This window comes from Cupriavidus sp. SS-3 (assembly GCF_035818815.1).
Taxonomy (GTDB): domain Bacteria; phylum Pseudomonadota; class Gammaproteobacteria; order Burkholderiales; family Burkholderiaceae; genus Cupriavidus; species Cupriavidus taiwanensis_C.
This window is the reverse complement of record NZ_JAYLVT010000008.1, coordinates 152,336-170,177: the sequence shown is the minus strand read 5'-3', so window position 1 is coordinate 170,177 and position 17,842 is coordinate 152,336. Positions and strand designations below refer to the sequence as shown.

The following is a 17,842-nucleotide window of genomic DNA, read 5'->3' as shown; positions in this document are numbered from 1 at the left end:
TTGTGCCGCCACTTCCATGCCGGCGCAACGCCGGCCTGCACCCAGGCCCGAAACTCTATTTCCGACCATGCCCGCAGCCACGCCAGCCCGCCCCGCCTCTCCGCTCGCCGCGCCGTCTGCACGTGGCAAATCGAAGCTGCTGACCGTGGTGCTGGCGTTCCTGTTCGGCAGCCTGGGCGCGCACCGCTTCTACCTGGGCGGACTGCGCGACGTGTATGGCTGGATGCACCTGCTGGCGTTGCTGGCCGGCGCCATCGGCGTGGCCTCGATGGCCGCCGGCGCGGGCAGCCCGGCACTGAACTGGACCTTTGCCGTGGCCGGCGGCATTTCCGTCATCAGCGCCTTCCTGGCGGCGATCGTCTACGGGCTGCGCCCCGACGACAAATGGGATGCCCGCTTCAACCCGCACGGCAAACCCACGCGTTCGGGCTGGCCGGTGGTGATCCTGGTGATCCTGTCGCTGCTGATCGGTACCGGCCTGCTGATGGCGGGGCTGGCGATCAGCTTCCAGACCTTCTTCGAGTCGCAGGTGGAGGCCGCGCGCGAACTGTCGCAGTAGGCTCCCAGCGCATCGTCTCCCTCGATCATCTTTTGTGCGCGGTCAATGCGGCCGCAATCGCCGGTTTCGCTTTCCGCCAATTCGCCCATACTGGTAGAGCCGTCCGATCCTGGCGGCGCGACGCGCGGCGAGGCCATGCCCCGGCAGCGCAAAGGAGCAAGAATCGACATGCCAAGCTATGAGGAAGGACGCCTGGCGGCGATCGCCGTCCGGCTGGCGCTGTCCTCGGGACTGCCGGCATCGAGCGCCAAGGCCGCGCTGGAACTCGCCAGCAGCATGATCGGCGACCAGCAGGCCACCGCAGCCGCTCTGAAGGCTCAGAACAGCGAACCCTGCGGATCGTCCTTGCCGCTGGGCTCCGCCGCCGGCGGGCGAAAACGCGAAGTATCCAGTTCAAACCGGTTGTAGCGGAAGCCGAGCCGTTCGGCGGCCTTGTAGAAGCGCTGGCGCAGCAAGTCCGCCCACACACCGGTTCCGCGCATGCGCGTGGCAAAGTTCGCATCGTAGGCTTTGCCTTCGCGCATGTCCCGCACGCGGTTCATGACCCGTTCGGCCCGGTCGGGGAAGTGTGCCTGCAGCCATTCCTCGAACAGCGGCCGCACCTCCCACGGCAACCGCAGCACGATGTAGTTCGCATAGACGGCGCCCGCCTCGCGCGCCGCTTCCAGCACGCGCTCCAGGTCAGGCTCGGTGATGAAGGGGATCACCGGGGCGATGCTGACCCCAACCGGGATGCCGGCGTCGGTCAGCGTGCGGATGGTGCGCAGCCGGCGCGACGGCGTCGCCGCACGTGGCTCCAGCGTGCGCGCAATGCCGGCGTCGAGCGTGGTGATGGTCAGTGCCGCCACCGCCAGCCGCTTGGCCGCCATCGGCGCGAGCAGGTCGATATCGCGCTCGATCAGCGACGACTTGGTGATCAGCGCCACCGGGTGGTCGCATGCGTGCAGCACTTCCAGCAGGCTGCGCGTGATGCGCTGTTCACGCTCGATCGGCTGGTATGCGTCGGTGTTGACGCCCAGCGCGATGGTCTCGCAACGGTATGACGGCCGCGCCAGCGTTTCGCGCAGGCGCTCGGCGGCATTGGTCTTGGCATAGAGCTGGGTTTCGAAGTCCAGCCCTGGCGACAGGTCCAGGTAGGCGTGCGTCGGCCGGGCGAAGCAATAGATGCAGCCGTGCTCGCACCCGCGGTAGGGATTCAGTGAAACGTCGAACGGGACATCCGGCGAAGCATTGCGCGTCAGCACGGAGCGGGCGCGCTCGAAATGGACTTCGGTGCGCAATGGCGGCAGCGGCGCGTCGTCGGTGAGCGCAATGGCTTCCGGCACCGCAGCGGTGTCTTCCGGCACCGGGCCCCAGCCATCGTCGAACGCCTCGCGCTGGTCGCGCTCGAAACGCCCCTGCAGGTTGCTGACGGCGCCGCGGCCCTTGCGCGCCGCGGGCGGCCGCGCGCCGGCCTGCGGCGCCTGCGCGTCGGCATCGGCCTCGCGCCGCGTCGCGCCGGCGAGCGGCCTTGCGGGGGATTTGGGTTTTGGCGGGGGGCGCACCATGCTGGCCTTCGTTACGCGGCCTGGCTCTTCTCCTCTACCGAGATGGCCAGTGTCTCCTTGATCTCTTCCATCACCACATAGCTCTTCGACTGTGCCGCGCCCGGCAGCTGCAGCAGGATGTCGCCCAGCAGCCGGCGGTATTCGCCGATCTCGCGGATGCGCGCCTTGATCAGGTAGTCGAAATCGCCCGACACCAGGTGGCATTCCAGCACTTCCGGAATCCGCAGCACCTCGCGGCGGAACTGCTCGAACATATTGCCCGATTTGTTGCCCAGCGAGATCTCCACGAACACCAGCAGCGCACTGCCCAGCAGCGCCGGGTTGAGCCGTGCGTAGTAGCCCATGATGACACCATCGCGCTCCAGGCGCTTGACGCGCTCGATGCACGGCGTGATGGTCAGCCCGACCGCCTCGGCCAGGTCTTTCATCGACATCCTGCCGTCGCTCTGCAGCGCCGTCAGGATCTTGCGGTCGAGCCGGTCGAGCGTGCGCTGGGGCTGGCGACTCGTTCTCATTAGTTTTTCCTGTTTTCCTGAGAAATTCGGTAACTATGACTGGAATGCATTCAATAGTATAGAGACAAATCCTCTATACCGTAGTCATCGCAGTTGGAGCCCCCGAAATGCGCGTTCTCGTACTTGGCAGTGGCGTGATTGGCGTCACCAGTGCGTGGTACCTGGCCAAGGCTGGCCATGAAGTGACCGTGGTCGACCGCGAGGCCGGCCCCGCGCTCGGCACCAGCTTTGCCAATGCGGGCCAGATCTCGCCCGGCTACGCGTCGCCGTGGGCCGCGCCCGGCGTGCCGCTGAAGGCGATCAAGTGGATGTTCCAGGAACACGCGCCGCTCAGCATCCGCCCGGACGGCACGCTGTTCCAGCTGCAATGGATGTGGCAGATGCTGCTGAACTGCAGCGCCGGGCGCTATGCCGTCAACAAGGAGCGCATGGTGCGGCTGGCCGAATACAGCCGCGACTGCATCCGCGCCCTGCGCGCGGAAACCGGCATTGCCTACGAAGGCCGCCAGCAAGGCACGCTGCAGGTGTTCCGCACCGACGAGCAGCTGCACGGCGCGGCCAAGGACATCGCCGTGCTGGAAGAAGCCGGGGTGCCCTACCAGTTGCTTTCGCGCGAGGAACTCGCCGCGAGCGAACCGGCGCTGGCCGCTGTCAGCCACAAGCTGGCCGGCGGCCTGCGCCTCCCCAATGATGAAACCGGTGACTGCCAGCTGTTTACCCAGCAGCTGGCAGGCATGGCCGAATCTCTGGGGGTCAGGTTCCTGTACAACCGCTCGATCGACAGCCTGGTGACCCAGGGCGACGCCGTCATCGGCGCCATGGTCAATGGTGAGCCGATGATGGCCGACCTGGTGGTGGTGGCGCTGGGCAGCTGGTCGACGCAGCTGGTCAAACCCTTCCTGCGCGGCATGTCCAACCTGCCGGTGTATCCGCTCAAGGGCTTCTCGATCACCGTGCCGCTCAGCGATGCCTCGCGCGCGCCGGTCTCGACGGTGCTCGACGAGACCTACAAGGTGGCGCTGACCCGCTTCGACGACCGTATCCGCGTGGGCGGCATGGCGCAGATCGTCGGCTATGACCGCAGCCTCGACCCGGCCAAGCGCCGCACGCTCGAGCATGTGGTGACCGACCTGTTCCCGGGCGCCGGCGATGTCAGCCAGGCCACCTTCTGGACCGGCCTGCGCCCGATGACGCCGGACGGCACCCCGATCGTCGGCCCGACCCAGGTGCGCGGCCTGTGGCTGAACACCGGCCACGGCACGCTCGGCTGGACCATGGCCTGCGGCTCGGGCAAGCTGCTGTCGGACCTGGTCTCGGGCAAGTCGCCGGCGATCCGCGCCGACGACCTGTCGGTCAGCCGCTACCTGAAGCCGGCACGCCATCACCTGGCGCCGCGCCCGGCAGCCGCCTGATACAAGGCCGGTTTTCCCAAGCAAAAAAGGGCGACCTTGCAGGTCGCCCTTTTTTATCCGCGCGCCGCGCGCAACGCTCAGAACTGCTCGGCGCTCAAGGCATTGGCCGGCGCCCCGCCGCCGACCACGGCATCGCGCAGCGCCGGTGCCTGCGACAGGATGTGCTCGGCGAAGAAATGCGCGGTGGCGATCTTGGCCTCGTGGAAGGCAGGATCGTCGGCCCGTTTTGCGTCAGCGGCCAGCATGGCGCGGCCGAACTGCCAGCCGGAGAACACGATGCCGCACAGCTTCAGGTAAGGCACGCTGCCGGCAAACACGGCGTTCGGATCCGACTTGGCATTGGCGACGACGAACTCGACCACGGCCTCCAGCGCGGCGCGGCCCTTGGCCAGCTGCGCCTGCACCGCGGTGAATGCCGCGCCGCCGTGCCGGCCGAGCGCGGCCTCGGTCTCGGCAATCTGCGCGCAGATCTCGCGTGCCACGGCGCCGCCGTCGCGCAAGGTCTTGCGGCCGACCAGGTCGTTGGCCTGGATTGCCGTGGTGCCCTCGTAGATCGGCAGGATGCGTGCGTCGCGGTAGTGCTGCGCCGCGCCGGTTTCCTCGATAAAGCCCATGCCGCCGTGCACCTGCACGCCGAGGCTGGTGACATCGATCGACAGCTCGGTGCTCCAGCCCTTCACCACCGGCACCATGAATTCGTAGAGCGCCTGGTTCTGCCGGCGCACGGCTTCGTCGGGATGCTGGTGCGCCGCATCGCTGGCGGCCGCGGCCACGTACGCCACCGCGCGCGCGCCTTCGGTCAGCGCGCGCATGGTCATCAGCATGCGCTTGACGTCGGGATGGTGGATGATGGTCACCGCCTCGCGCGCCGAGCCATCCACGGGGCGGCTCTGCACGCGCTCGCGCGCATACGCTACCGCCTGCTGGTAGGCGCGCTCGGACACCGCGATGCCCTGCATGCCGACCGAGAAACGCGCCGAGTTCATCATGATGAACATGTACTCGAGGCCCCGGTTTTCTTCGCCCACCAGCGTGCCAATCGCACCGCCATGGTCGCCGAACTGCAGCACCGCCGTGGGGCTGGCCTTGATGCCCAGCTTGTGTTCGATCGAGACGCAATGCACGTCGTTGCGCGCCCCGGTGCTGCCATCGTCATTGACCAGGAACTTGGGCACGATGAACAGCGAGATGCCCTTCACGCCCTCGGGCGCGTCGGGGGTGCGGGCCAGCACGAGATGGACGATGTTCTGCGCCATGTCGTGCTCGCCGTAGGTGATGAAGATCTTGGTGCCGAACACCTTGTAGGTGCCGTCGCCCTGCGGCTCGGCGCGGGTGCGCACCGCGGCCAGGTCCGAGCCCGCCTGCGGCTCGGTCAGGTTCATGGTGCCGGTCCACTCGCCCGAGATCAGCTTCGGCAGGAAGGTGGCCTTCTGCGCGTCGGAACCTGCCGTCAGCAGCGCCTCGATGGCGCCGTCGGTCAGCAGCGGGCACAGCGCGAACGACAGGTTCGCGCTGTTCAGCATCTCGTTGCACGCCGTGGCGATCAGCTTGGGCAGGCCCTGGCCGCCGAATTCCTGCGGATGCAGCACGCCCTGCCAGCCACCCTCGCCGAACTGGCGGAAGGCTTCCCTGAAGCCGGGCGTGGTGGTGACCACGCCATCCTTCCAGCTGCTCGGATCGAGGTCGCCGGCGCGGTTCAGCGGCGCCACCACCTGTTCGTTGAACTTGGCCGCCTCGTCGAGCACGGCCTCGGCCGTCTCGGGGGTGGCTTCCTCGAAGCCGGGCAGCTGGCTGACGGCCTCAAGGCCGGCCAGCTCGTTCATGACGAACAGCATGTCCTTGATCGGCGCACGGTAGGTCATCGATGTCTCCCAACATGTATGAAAAAGCCGTTCGCGGGTCGCCCCCGGAACGGCTCGATACTTGCTGCCTGCTGCTATCCGTGCCGGCCGCAATGCGGTCGGCACGGCCGGCGCGGCATCAGCCCAGTGCCGCCACCAGCTCCGGCACCACGGTGTTCAGGTCGCCCACCAGGCCGTAATCGGCCACGGAGAAGATCGGGGCTTCGGCGTCCTTGTTGATCGCGACGATCACCTTGGAGTCCTTCATGCCGGCCAGGTGCTGGATCGCGCCCGAGATGCCGACGGCGATATACAGCTGCGGCGCGACGATCTTGCCGGTCTGGCCGACCTGGTAGTCGTTCGGCACGAAGCCGGCGTCCACCGCGGCGCGCGAGGCGCCCAGCGCGGCGTTCAGCTTGTCGGCCAGCGGCGTCAGCACCTTGGTGTAGTTCTCGCCCGAACCCACGCCACGGCCACCCGAGACGATGATCTTGGCGGCGGTCAGTTCCGGACGGTCGCTCTTGGCCACTTCGCGCGAAACGAATTGCGAAACGCCCGCGTCGGCCACGGCCGGCAGGGTCTCGACGGCGGCCGAGCCACCTTCGGCAGCGGCGGCGTCGAAGGCGGTGCCGCGCACGGTGATGACCTTGATCTTGTCTTCCGACTTGACCGTGGCGATGGCGTTGCCGGCGTAGATCGGACGCTCGAAGGTGTCCGGGGCGTCGACCTTGGAGATTTCCGAGATCTGGGCCACGTCCAGCTTGGCGGCCACGCGCGGCAGGATGTTCTTGCCGTACGGGGTGGCCGGGGCCAGGATGTGCGAGTAGTCGTTGGCGATGGCCAGCGCCTGCTCGGCCACGTTCTCGGCCAGGCCGTCGCCGAAGTAGGCGGCATCGGCCAGCAGGACCTTGGTCACGCCCGCGATCTTGGCGGCGGCATCGGCCGCGGCCTTGGCGTTGGAACCGGCCACCAGCACGTGCACGTCGCCGCCGCACTGGGCTGCGGCGGTCACGGTGTTGAGCGTGGCGCCCTTGATCGATTGATTGTCGTGTTCAGCAATGACGAGTGCAGTCATGTTCTCTCTCCCCCGCGCTCAGATAACCTTGGCTTCGTTCTTCAGCTTCTGCACCAGCGTCGCGACGTCCGGCACCATCACACCCGCGCTGCGCTTGGGCGGCTCGACCACTTTCAGGGTCGACAGGCGCGGCTTGACGTCGACGCCGAGGTCTTCCGGCTTGACGGTGTCGAGCGGCTTCTTCTTCGCCTTCATGATGTTCGGCAGCGTGACGTAGCGCGGCTCGTTCAGGCGCAGGTCGGTGGTCACCACCGCCGGCAGGCTCAGCGACAGCGTTTCCAGGCCGCCGTCGACTTCACGCGTGACCGAGGCCTTGCCGTCGGCCACCACCACCTTCGAGGCGAACGTGGCTTGCGGCAGGTTGGCCAGCGCGGCGACCATCTGGCCGGTCTGGTTGGAGTCGTCGTCGATGGCCTGCTTGCCCAGGATCACCAGTTGCGGCTGTTCCTTGTCGATCAGCGCCTTCAGCAGCTTGGCCACGGCCAGCGGTTGCAGGTCTTCGTTCGATTCCACCAGGATGCCGCGGTCGGCACCGATGGCCATCGCGGTGCGCAGGGTTTCCTGGCACTGCGTGACACCGCACGACACGGCGACCACTTCGGTGGCAACGCCGGCTTCCTTCAGGCGCACGGCCTCTTCCACGGCGATTTCGTCGAAGGGGTTCATGCTCATCTTGACGTTGGCCAGATCGACGCCCGAACCGTCCGCCTTGACGCGGACCTTGACGTTGTAATCCACCACCCGCTTGACTGCGACGAGTACTTTCATGCGCTCACTCCACTGATAGCTGATAGTCAGAAATTTTGTTCGCTCGTCATTATAACCACCGGGTTGGCGGCTCTCCTATTTTTCGAACGATCGTACTATTTTATCGGCAAAATGATGCCGGGCATAGGCCCGGCACCTTTTTTACCGGTCAGGCGATTGTGCCGCAAAGCCACGCCGGCAGGCTTCGTCCGATTGGATGAAACCCTCGAGTGACGCCGGCTTACCAGGAAATTACCAGGCGGTGATGACCGAATCCTTGAAGGTCGATGTGACGTATTGCTTGATTTCAGGCGAATGGTAGGCCTTCACCAGCTTGGCCACCCAGGGCTTGCTCTTGTCGGCGTCGCGGATCGCAATCAGGTTGGCGTACGGCCCCTTCGGGCCTTCCATGGCGATCGCGTCCTTGGTCGGCGACAGGCCCGCTGACTCGGCATAGTTGCCGTTGATCGCGGCTGCATCCAGGTCGTCCAGCGAACGCGGCAGCTGCGCGGCGTCGAGCTCGACGATGCGGATCTTCTTTGGGTTTTCCGCGATGTCCAGCGGCGTGGCCTTCAGGCCCGCGTTGGGCTTGAGCTTGATCACGCCCTGGCTCTGCAGCAGCAACAGCCCGCGGCCACCATTGGTGGGATCGTTGGGCACGCCCACGCGCGCGCCCTGCTTGAGCTGGTCGAGCGACTTGATCTTCTTCGAGTACACGCCCATCGGGAACGTCACCGTGTAGGCGATATGGGTGAACTTGTAGCCCCGGTCCTTGATCTGGGCTTCCAGGTACGGCAGGTGTTGGTAGCTGTTGGCATCCAGGTCGCCGGCGGCCAGCGCGGCGTTGGGCTGGATGTAGTCGCTGAACTCGACCACCTGGATATTGAGGCCGTCTTTCGCGGCGACCTTTTTCACCTGTTCCATGATCTGGGCGTGCGGGCCGCCGGTGACGCCGATCTTGATCGGCTTGTCCTGGGCGATCGCGCCGGTGGCCAGCGAGGCGCCGAGCACGGCGCCGAGCATCCATTGCAGCAGGTTGCGACGTTGCATGATGTACGTTCCTATCTCGAAAAAGTCTGGGTTCAACGGTGGCTGATGCGGCGGACCAGCCAGTCGCCGAAGCTCTGCACCGCCTGCACGAACACGATCAGGATCACCACCACCGCGACCATCACCTCGGTGATGTAGCGCTGGTAGCCATAGCGGATGCCCAGGTCGCCCAGGCCGCCGCCGCCGATCGCGCCGGCCATGGCCGAATAGCCGACCAGGCTGACGAAGGTGATGGTCAGGCCGGCGACGATGCCGGGCATGGCCTCGGGCAGCAGCACCTTCCACACGATCTGGCGCGTGGTGGCGCCCATCGACTGCGCCGCCTCGACCAGGCCCTTGTCGACCTCGCGCAGCGCGCTTTCGACCAGGCGCGCGATAAACGGGATCGCCGCGATGGTCAGCGGCACGATCGCCGCAGTGGTGCCTATCGACGAGCCGACGATAAAGCGCGTAAACGGAATCACCACCACCAGCAGGATGATGAACGGGATCGAGCGCACCGCGTTGACCACCACGCCGATGGTGCGGTTGAACAGCGGGTGCGACAGCACGCCGCCGCGGTTGGTCAGGTGCAGCAGCACGCCCAGCGGCACGCCCAGCAGCGCGCCGACCACGCCCGAGATCGCCACCATCAGCAGGGTCTCGTTGAACGACGTCAGGAACAGGTCAAACATTTCAGACCACATGTTCGAACTCCTCCACCACGACGCCTTGCGCCTGCAGGTATTCCATTGCTGCCTTCACATCGGCCAGTTCGCCGGTGGCCATGATCGCCAGCGAGCCGAAGGCCTGGCCCTGGATCTCGTCGATATGGCCGTGCAGGATGTTGAAATCCAGCCCGTAGCGGCGGATCGCCTGCGCCAGCACCGGCTGGTCGACACCCTCGCCGGTGAAGGCGAGGCGGTAGACGTGGTCGCGCCCGTTGCCGAGCCGGCTTTCGACGCGCTTGAGCACGCTCGCCGGCAGCTCCTGCGAGATGACGTCGCCGATCATGGCGCGCGTGACCTCGTGCTGCGGCCGCAGGAATACGTCGATCACGCGCCCGCTCTCCACCACCTGGCCGGCCTCGAGCACGGCGACGCGGTCGCAGACCTGCTTGATGACTTCCATCTGGTGCGTGATCATCACGATGGTCAGGCCCAGCTCGCGGTTGATCTGCTTGAGCAGGTCCAGGATGGAACGGGTGGTCTCCGGGTCCAGCGCGGAAGTGGCTTCGTCCGACAGCAGCACCTTGGGCTGGCTTGCCAGCGCGCGCGCAATGCCCACGCGCTGCTTCTGCCCGCCGCTGATCTGCGCCGGGTAGCGGTCCTTCAGCGCCGACAGCCCGACCAGCTCCAGCAGCGGCAGCACGGTGGCGGCAATTTCAGCCCTGGGCTTGCCGGCCAGCTCCAGTGGCAGCGCCACGTTGTCATAGACGGTGCGCGACGACAGCAGGTTGAAGTGCTGGAAGATCATGCCGATCTCGCGCCGCGCCAGGCGCAGCGCGCCGTTGTCCAGCGCGGTCAGGTCCTGGCCGGCGACGACGACGCGGCCGCTGGTAGGCCGGTTCAGCAGGTTGATGGCGCGGACCAGCGTGCTCTTGCCCGCGCCGCTGCGCCCGATGATGCCGAAGACTTCGCCCGCCGCAATCGACAGGCTGACGTCCCGCAATGCATGCACGTCGCCAGACGCGCCCGGGAAGCGCTGCGACAGTCCTTGCAGTTCGATCATGGAAAAGGTGACCAAAAGAAAACGGCAACAGGCGAGGGATCTCCAGCGCTGTTGCCGCTCGTTATTTTTCTGAAGCGCGTATTTTATGCGATTCGCTTCATACCTTAAACGACTTTTTGCCGATGTCTTTATACGTTCCTGGCATATAAAGACCCATAAAGTCGATCAGGAGGCACGCCACGACGGCGACCGCTTGTCGATGAAGGCTTGTACCCCTTCCAGCGCCGACTCGTCCATCATGTTGCAGGCCATGGTCTGGCCGGCAAGCTGGTAAGCCGCCTCGATGCCCATCTCGAGCTGGCGGTAGAACAGCCCCTTGCCGGCGGCGACGGCGGCGGCCGGCTTGGCGCAGATGCTGGCGGCCAGCCGCGCCACTTCGGCGTCCAGTTCGCCGGCCGGCACCACCCGGTTGACCAGTCCGCGTTCGCGCGCACCGGCGGCGTCGATCATGTCGCCGGTCAGCAGCATCTCCATGGCCTGCTTGCGGTGCAGGTTGCGTGACAGCGCCACGCCCGGGGTCGAACAGAACAGGCCCAGGTTGACGCCCGACACGGCAAAGCGCGCATCGTCGGCGGCCACCGCCAGGTCGCACATCGCCACCAGCTGGCAGCCGGCCGCGGTGGCAATGCCATGGACCCGCGCGATCACCGGCTGCGGCATCTGCTGGATCGCCATCATCATGCGCGTGCAGCGGTCGAACAGGCGCCGGTAGTAATCGTGCGACGGCGCCGCGCGCATTTCGCGCAGGTCGTGGCCGGCGCAGAAGGCCTTGCCGGCGCCCGCCAGCACCACCACGCGCACGCTGGGGTCGGCAGCGAGCCGGCGCAGCGCTTCGGTGAGCGCATCGAGCAGCCCTTCGGACAAGGCGTTGAACGCCTGCGGCCGGTTCATGGTCAGGCGCGCCACGCCCGGGGCATCGCGCGATTCGGTCAGCAGCGGCGCGTCGACGCGCGCATCGTTCTCGGCCATGGCGGCGGTCTCCTAGTGCTCCAGCAGCACCTTCAGGTGGGCCAGCACGCTGCGGCCCAGCGCGCTGAGGTTGTAGCCGCCCTCGAGGCAGCTGACGATGCGGCCCTGCGCATGGGTGCGCGCGACGTCGACCAGCTGGCCGGTGATCCAGGCGTAGTCCTGCTCCACCAGGCCCATCTGGCCCAGGTCGTCCTCGCGGTGCGCGTCGAAGCCGGCCGAAATGAACAGCATCTGCGGACGGAATTCATTGAGGCGCGGCAGCCAGATGGTCTCGACCACCTCGCGCACCGCCATGCCGTTGCTGTAGGCCGGCAGCGGGATGTTGACCATGTTCGGCGCCAGGTGCTCGGTGCCGCTGTAGGGGTAGAACGGGTGCTGGAAGATGCTGCACATCATCACGCGCTCGTCGCCGCGGAACGCCGCCTCGGTGCCGTTGCCGTGATGGACGTCGAAGTCGATGATCGCAACGCGCTCAAGCCCGTGCGCCTGCAGCGCATGGCGCGCGGCAATGGCCACGTTGTTGTAGAAGCAGAAGCCCATGGCGCGGCCGGGCTCGGCGTGGTGGCCGGGCGGGCGCACGCAGCAAAAGGCGTTCTCGAACTCGCCGGCGATCACCGCATCGGTGGCCGCCACCGCCGCGCCCGCGGCCAGCGTCGCGGCGGCGAGCGTGTGCGCGTTCATCGAGGTGTCCGGATCGATCGCGTGGTAGCCGCTCGACGGGCTGGCGCTTGCGAGCGCGTCGACGTGCTCGGGCCGGTGCACGCGCTCGAGCTGCTCGCGCGTGGCGGGCGGCGCCTCGCGGCGCTCCAGCAGCCCGTCCAGGCCATGCGAAATCAGGTGATCCTCGATCGCCTGCAGGCGCTCCGGACACTCGGGGTGGAAGTGCCCCATCTCGTGCCGCTGGAACTCGGGGTGCGTGTAATAGCCGGTCGGCATCTCTTATCGTCGCAATGGGTTGCAGTGCGTCGCCATGTTGTCTCCAAACGTTACGTTAGCACAGGCCACGCCAAGGGACCCAGCAGCGCCGGCGCTCCATGCCGCACCCGCCGCGCCACGGATGCCGCGGTGGCATCCGCTATACTCGGTGCGACTTGCAAAGGACACCATGACCGACACCCAGCGCTCACTGCGACGCCCCCTGCTGGGCGCCGCGCTTTCCGCTGCCGCACTCGGACTCTGCGGCCTCTCTCCCAGCCTGCTCGCCGCCGGCAAACGCCGCGTCAGCGTGCGCGAGGAGGAAATCGAACCCGGCCGCTACCGCGACAACCCGCAAGCACGTGCCTTTATCGACGAGATGGTGGCGCGCCACGGCTTTGACCGCGGCATGCTGCAAGAATGGTTCGGGCAGGCGGTCTACTCGGCCACCGTGGTACGGCTGATCATGCCGCCCGCCACCACCGGGCGCAAAAGCTGGCGCACCTACCGCTCGCGCTTTATCGAGCCGATCCGCATCAATGCCGGCGTGCGCTTCTGGCAGGACAACCGCGACACGCTGCGCCGCGCCGAGGCCGAATTCGGCGTGCCGGCCTCGGTCATCGTCGGCATCATCGGCGTCGAAACCATCTATGGGCGCGACATGGGCTCGTTTCGCGTGCTCGACTCGCTGTCGACGCTGGCGTTCGACTACCCGGCCACGCCCAACCGCGAAGCCCGCAGCACGCTGTTCCGCAACCAGCTGGCCGACTACCTGCTGTGGTGCCGCGACACCCGCACCGACGTCTACTCGGTGCTGGGCTCGTATGCCGGCGCCATCGGCATTCCGCAGTTCATGCCGACCAGCCTGCGCGAATACGCCCTCGACTACGACAACAACGGCCACATCGACCTGCGCAACAGCCCCACCGATGCCATCGGCAGCGTGGCGCGCTTCCTGCAGCTGCACGGCTGGGAGCCGGGCCGTCCGGTGGTGTGGCGCATCGCCCCCGACACTGGCAGCCTGGGCATCGCCACCGCGGCTGCCGATGGCGAGCCGTGGCCGACCCGCACCCTCAACCAGCTGACCCGCGCCGGGCTGCGCGTGGACGAGCCCATCAACCTGGGGCGCGAAGGCGAAACCGGGGTGCTGGTGGTGGACCTGCCCACGCCCGACCAGCCTACCGAGTACCTGCTGGGCCTGCGCAACTTCTATGTGCTGACGCGGTACAACCGCAGCTTCTTCTATGCGCTGGCGGTGTACCAGCTGGGCGAGGCGGTCAAGGCGGCGATGGGCTGAGGCGGCACGGCCACAGCAAAAAAGGCCTCGCATCAGCGAGGCCTTTTTGTTTGCAGCGCTGTGGATCAGGCCGGGAACACGCCGGTCGACAGATAGCGGTCGCCGCGGTCGCACACCACGAAGACGATGGTGGCGTTCTCGACTTCCTCGGCGACGCGCAAGGCCACGCACAGCGCACCGGCGGCGGAAATGCCGCAGAAAATGCCCTCTTCCGATGCCATGCGGCGCGCCATGTGCTCGGCATCGCCCTGGCTCACCGGCTCGGTTCGGTCGATGAACTTGGGATCGTAGATCTTGGGCAGATACGCTTCGGGCCATTTGCGGATGCCCGGGATGCGCGAGCCTTCGGCTGGCTGCGCGCCGACGATCTGGATCGCGGGATTCTGCTCCTTGAGGAAGCGCGACACGCCGGTGATGGTGCCGGTGGTGCCCATCGCGGAAACGAAATGGGTGATGCGGCCGTCGGTATCGCGCCAGATTTCGGGGCCGGTGCCCTCGTAGTGGGCCTGCGGATTGTCCGGGTTGGCAAACTGGTCGAGGATCACGCCCTTTCCGTCGCGCTCCATCGAATCGGCCAGGTCGCGCGCATATTCCATGCCGCCCTTGACCGGCGTCAGGATGATCTCGGCGCCGTAGGCCGCCATGCTCTGGCGGCGCTCGAGGCTGAGGTCCTCGGGCATGATCAGCACCATCTTGTAGCCGCGGATGGCGGCTGCCATCGCCAGCGCGATGCCGGTATTGCCCGAGGTCGCTTCGATCAGCGTATCGCCCGGCTTGATGCGCCCGCGCGCTTCGGCCCGCGCGATCATCGACACCGCCGGGCGGTCCTTGACCGAACCGGCAGGATTGTTGCCTTCGAGCTTGCCGAGGATCACATTGCCGCGCGCGTCGTTGGCGGCGCCGGGGATGCGCTGCAGTCTGACCAGCGGCGTGTTGCCGATGGTGTCTTCAATTGTCTTGTAGGCCATGGGGCGAAGGAAGGTCGCAAACGGGGGAATCCAATTCGCCGGCCATTGTAATCCAGACCCCTATCCCCCGCCGGCAGGCGGGAATTGCGCGGCACCGGCCGCAACCGCCTGCCTGCGCCCGCCGTGCCTCAGTCTTCTTCGCGGTTGCCTTCGCCCAGCAGGTGGTACAGCAGGATGCAGCCGAAGGTGGCGGTGCCGATGCCGCCCAGCGTCATGCCGCCCAGCTTCAGCGTCAGGTCGCCGGCCGCCACCGTCAGCGTCGCGCCCACCGTGATCAGGTTGCGCGAGCTGGAGAAGTCCACGTGGTTCTGCACCCAGATCCGGCCCGCGGTAGCGGCGATCAGTCCGAACACGACGATGGTCAGGCCGCCGATCACCGGCCCCGGGATGGTCAGGATCAGGGCGCCGAACTTGGGCGAAAAGCCCAGCAAGATGGCCACCGCGGCCGCCACCACGAAGATCAGCGTCGAATAGATCTTGGTGACCGCCATCACCCCCATGTTCTCGGCATAGGTGGTCACGCCGGTGCCGCCGCCGCTGGCCGACAGCATGGTGGCAATGCCGTCGCCGATAAAGGCGCGGCCGATGTACGGATCCAGGTTGCGGCCGGTCATCACGCCGATGGCCTTGATATGGCCGAGGTTCTCGGCCACCAGCACGATCGCCACCGGCGCGATCAGCAGCATCGCCCCCAGTTCGAACGTCGGCGCGGTGAACGCCGGCAGGCCGAACCAGCTGGCGGCGGCCACGCCGGAGAAATCGATCGGCTTGCCCAGCCCCATCACGTTGGTGCCCAGGTAGTAGGCAACGTAGCCGGCCAGGCCGCCGATCAGCACCGGCAGGCGCCCGATCATGCCGGGCGCGCGCACCGCCACCAGCCCCACCGCGACCACCGTCAGCAACCCCACCCAGGTATCGAGCGCCGCGCCGCTGACCGCCTTCACCGCCACCGGGGCCAGGTTCAGCCCGATCGCCGCGACGATGGCGCCGGTCACCACCGGCGGCATCAGCTTTTCCACCCAGGCGTAGCCCGCCGCCTGCACCACCAGGCCGATCACGGTGTACAGCGCACCGGCGGCAATGATGCCGCCCAGCGCCACCGGGATATTGAGGTTGGGGCCGCTGCCGGCATAGCCGGTGGCGGCGATCACCACCGCAATGAAGGCAAAGCTGGAGCCCAGGTAGCTGGGCACCCGGCCGCGCACGCACAGGAAGAAGATCAGCGTGCCGATGCCGGAAAACAGGATGGCGATATTCGGGTTGAAGCCCATCAGGATCGGCGCGATGGCGGTCGAGCCGAACATCGCCACCACGTGCTGGATCCCGGCCAGCAGTGTCTGCCCCGCGGGCAGCCGCTCATCGGGGCCGATCACGCCCTCGGTCTTGAGCCGCCATTGCGGCAGGAATCCCGCGTCCTCGCCATTCGCCATATTGTCTTGCTCCCTGTGGTCCGGGCTGGCCACCGGATCGGCGGCCGCCGCGCTTGTGCCTGCTTGTTAGGTTGTGGAATGCCGGTCGGCAGCCGCGCGGCAGGTCCTGCCTGCGCGGCGTCCGCATGATACTCCGCCGCCACGGGGGCTGCGAAGCCGACAAGCTTTAGCACAACGCATACCAGCCACAACGCGCCCGGCCGCAGCACGACCGGGCACAGGGCAGCAGCGGCGGTGCTAGCGGGCCGGCTTTGCCGGTGCAGGCGTTGCCTTTGCCCCCTTGGCGGGCGCCGGCGTGGCCGCCGGTGCAGCGGATGGCGTGGCGGGGGACGACCCCTTGCCGGCAATGGTCAGGCCGGCGTCCTGCAGCTTGGCCACGGACTTGGGCCCGATGCCGCTGACGCGCTCGGCCAGGTCGGCGGCGTCCTTGTACGGCCCGCGCTTGTTGCGCTCTTCGACGATGTGGCGGGCCGTGGCCGGGCCCACGCCCTTGACCGAGGTCAGCGCCGCCTCGTCGGCGGTGTTGACGTCGACCGCGGCACGCGCGGTGCCGCCGGCAAGCAGGCACAAGACTGCCGCGAGGGAGATCAGGGAAAAACGCCGGGCAAGCTGCCGGATCCAGTGCATGGCCATGAAGGCTCTCCTTTCCTGTGGATGGTCTGTGGTACCACCCCCGCCAGGGCGGCGAGGTCAGGTCAGGATAGGGGCGCGCCTTGATGGCGGCGCATGCGGCAACAAAAGTTGACACCGGCCGCACGAAAGCGTGTCAGCCGGCGCAAGGCAGGGACGATGCGGGGTTCAGCCGTTGCGCTCGAGCAGCCAGCGGCAGTAGCGCGCCACGCCTTCCTCGACGGTCAGGAAGCGCTCGCCGTAGCCGGCGCCGCGCAGCTTGGACACATCCGACTGCGTGAAGCACTGGTACTTGCCGCGCAGCGCGTCGGGAAACTTGACGTACTCGACCAGCCCTTCCTGCACCAGGTCGTCCAGCGACAGCGGCGGCTTGCCTTCGGCCTCGCGCAGCGTGTTGACCACGGTCGCGGCGATGTCGTTGAACGGCTGGGCACGGCCGGTGCCCAGGTTGAAGATGCCGGACTTCTCCGGATGGTCGAAGAAGAACAGGTTGACCTTGACCACGTCCTCGACCGAGATGAAATCGCGGCTCTGCATGCCGGGACCATAGCCGCCGTAGTCGCCGAACAGCTTCACCGTGCCGTCGGCACGGAACTGGTTGAAGTTGTGGAATGCCACCGACGCCATGCGGCCCTTGTGCGTTTCGCGCGGCCCGTACACGTTGAAGTAACGGAAGCCGACGATCTGCGACAGCGCCGACGGCAGCCGGCGCCGCACGATCTGGTCGAACAGGAACTTGGAGTAGCCGTACACGTTGAGCGGACGCTCGAACTCGCGGTCTTCGCGGAACACCTGCGAGGCGCCGTAGGTCGCCGCCGACGATGCGTAGAGGAACTGCGTGCCCTGCTCCAGGCAGCTCTCCATCAGCGACAGCGTGTAGCGGTAGTTGTTCTCCATCATATAGCGGCCGTCGGTCTCCATGGTGTCGGAGCAGGCGCCTTCATGGAACACCGCGCGGACCTTGCCGAACTCGCCGCGGGCAAAGCGCGCGAGGAAGTCCTGCTTGTCCAGGTAATCGGAGATCTCGCAGTCGACCAGGTTGTGGAACTTGTCGGCGCGGGTCAGGTTGTCGACGGCGATGACGTTGGTCTCGCCGCGTTCGTTCAGGCCCTTGACGAGATTGCTGCCGATGAAACCCGCGGCGCCGGTGACGATGATGGTCATGGTCGGATCAGGA

The 17,842-nt window shown here is 67.0% G+C and carries 17 protein-coding genes; 3 read left to right on the top strand and 14 right to left on the bottom strand.

All coding sequences use genetic code 11. The annotated features are described in order from the left end of the window. The first annotated feature begins 67 nt into the window (after positions 1–67). Entirely contained in the window at positions 68–559 is a 492-nt protein-coding gene (locus U9J39_RS14655; RefSeq protein ID WP_116312281.1) for a TM2 domain-containing protein, read from the top strand. A gap of 317 nt (positions 560–876) precedes the next feature. Here the strand turns inward: U9J39_RS14655 and U9J39_RS14650 are convergent, their stop codons facing one another. Together U9J39_RS14650 and U9J39_RS14645 are read right to left on the bottom strand one after the other, a co-directional pair. Next, a complete protein-coding gene (locus U9J39_RS14650; RefSeq protein WP_115708613.1) occupies positions 877–2,106 on the bottom strand; it encodes a PA0069 family radical SAM protein in 1,230 nt (409 codons plus the stop codon). Positions 2,107–2,117: 11 nt separating this feature from the next. Further along, the gene (locus tag U9J39_RS14645; protein ID WP_012352108.1) at positions 2,118–2,621 is read right to left on the bottom strand and encodes an Lrp/AsnC ligand binding domain-containing protein; all 504 of its coding nucleotides are present in this window, start codon (positions 2,619–2,621) and stop codon (positions 2,118–2,120) included. A gap of 107 nt (positions 2,622–2,728) precedes the next feature. On the opposite strand from U9J39_RS14645, the gene U9J39_RS14640 reads away from it, so the two are divergent. Beyond that, complete coding sequence (locus U9J39_RS14640) at positions 2,729–4,033, top strand: D-amino acid dehydrogenase (protein ID WP_326347362.1); 1,305 nt, start codon at positions 2,729–2,731, stop codon at positions 4,031–4,033. A 77-nt stretch (positions 4,034–4,110) separates the two neighbouring features. On the opposite strand, the gene U9J39_RS14635 is transcribed toward U9J39_RS14640, so the two are convergent. The 8 genes from U9J39_RS14635 to U9J39_RS14600 all read right to left on the bottom strand — a co-directional run bounded on the left by U9J39_RS14635 (position 4,111) and on the right by U9J39_RS14600 (position 12,361). Next, positions 4,111–5,895, bottom strand: coding sequence for an acyl-CoA dehydrogenase (locus U9J39_RS14635; RefSeq protein ID WP_116312279.1), 1,785 nt, complete (start codon positions 5,893–5,895; stop codon positions 4,111–4,113). A 118-nt stretch (positions 5,896–6,013) separates the two neighbouring features. Then, positions 6,014–6,949 carry an electron transfer flavoprotein subunit alpha/FixB family protein gene (locus tag U9J39_RS14630; protein ID WP_018007045.1) on the bottom strand — a complete coding sequence of 312 codons (936 nt, stop codon included), beginning with the start codon at positions 6,947–6,949 and terminating at the stop codon, positions 6,014–6,016. Positions 6,950–6,967: 18 nt separating this feature from the next. Further along, a complete protein-coding gene (locus U9J39_RS14625; RefSeq protein ID WP_062797375.1) occupies positions 6,968–7,717 on the bottom strand; it encodes an electron transfer flavoprotein subunit beta/FixA family protein in 750 nt (249 codons plus the stop codon). Positions 7,718–7,948: 231 nt separating this feature from the next. Continuing rightward, positions 7,949–8,746 (bottom strand): MetQ/NlpA family ABC transporter substrate-binding protein, encoded by a 798-nt coding sequence (locus tag U9J39_RS14620; RefSeq protein ID WP_326347361.1) that lies wholly within the window; start codon positions 8,744–8,746, stop codon positions 7,949–7,951. A gap of 32 nt (positions 8,747–8,778) precedes the next feature. Then, entirely contained in the window at positions 8,779–9,432 is a 654-nt protein-coding gene (locus U9J39_RS14615) for a methionine ABC transporter permease (RefSeq protein ID WP_092308203.1), read from the bottom strand. After that, positions 9,422–10,456, bottom strand: coding sequence for a methionine ABC transporter ATP-binding protein (locus U9J39_RS14610; RefSeq protein ID WP_115711579.1), 1,035 nt, complete (start codon positions 10,454–10,456; stop codon positions 9,422–9,424). Before U9J39_RS14610 ends, U9J39_RS14615 begins: the two co-directional genes overlap by 11 nt. A 165-nt stretch (positions 10,457–10,621) precedes the next feature. Then, entirely contained in the window at positions 10,622–11,425 is an 804-nt protein-coding gene (locus U9J39_RS14605) for an enoyl-CoA hydratase (RefSeq protein WP_115708605.1), read from the bottom strand. A gap of 12 nt (positions 11,426–11,437) precedes the next feature. Further along, a complete protein-coding gene (locus tag U9J39_RS14600) occupies positions 11,438–12,361 on the bottom strand; it encodes a histone deacetylase family protein (RefSeq protein ID WP_115679712.1) in 924 nt (307 codons plus the stop codon). Positions 12,362–12,530: 169 nt separating this feature from the next. Between U9J39_RS14600 and mltB the strand changes: the two genes are divergently transcribed. After that, the gene (mltB, locus tag U9J39_RS14595; RefSeq protein ID WP_115708603.1) at positions 12,531–13,637 is read left to right on the top strand and encodes a lytic murein transglycosylase B; all 1,107 of its coding nucleotides are present in this window, start codon (positions 12,531–12,533) and stop codon (positions 13,635–13,637) included. A 65-nt stretch (positions 13,638–13,702) separates the two neighbouring features. Here mltB and cysM read toward each other — a convergent pair whose 3' ends face one another. The 4 genes from cysM to rfaD form a co-directional block, all read right to left on the bottom strand. Further along, entirely contained in the window at positions 13,703–14,605 is a 903-nt protein-coding gene (gene cysM, locus U9J39_RS14590; RefSeq protein ID WP_326347360.1) for a cysteine synthase CysM, read from the bottom strand. A gap of 128 nt (positions 14,606–14,733) precedes the next feature. Continuing rightward, positions 14,734–16,035, bottom strand: a complete 1,302-nt coding sequence (locus U9J39_RS14585) for a solute carrier family 23 protein (protein WP_115679709.1) — start codon at positions 16,033–16,035, stop codon at positions 14,734–14,736. 237 nt (positions 16,036–16,272) lie between these two features. Further along, complete coding sequence (locus U9J39_RS14580; protein ID WP_326347359.1) at positions 16,273–16,668, bottom strand: ComEA family DNA-binding protein; 396 nt, start codon at positions 16,666–16,668, stop codon at positions 16,273–16,275. Between the two features lie 165 nt (positions 16,669–16,833). Continuing rightward, a complete protein-coding gene (rfaD, locus tag U9J39_RS14575; RefSeq protein ID WP_115679707.1) occupies positions 16,834–17,829 on the bottom strand; it encodes an ADP-glyceromanno-heptose 6-epimerase in 996 nt (331 codons plus the stop codon). Positions 17,830–17,842: the final 13 nt, after the last annotated feature.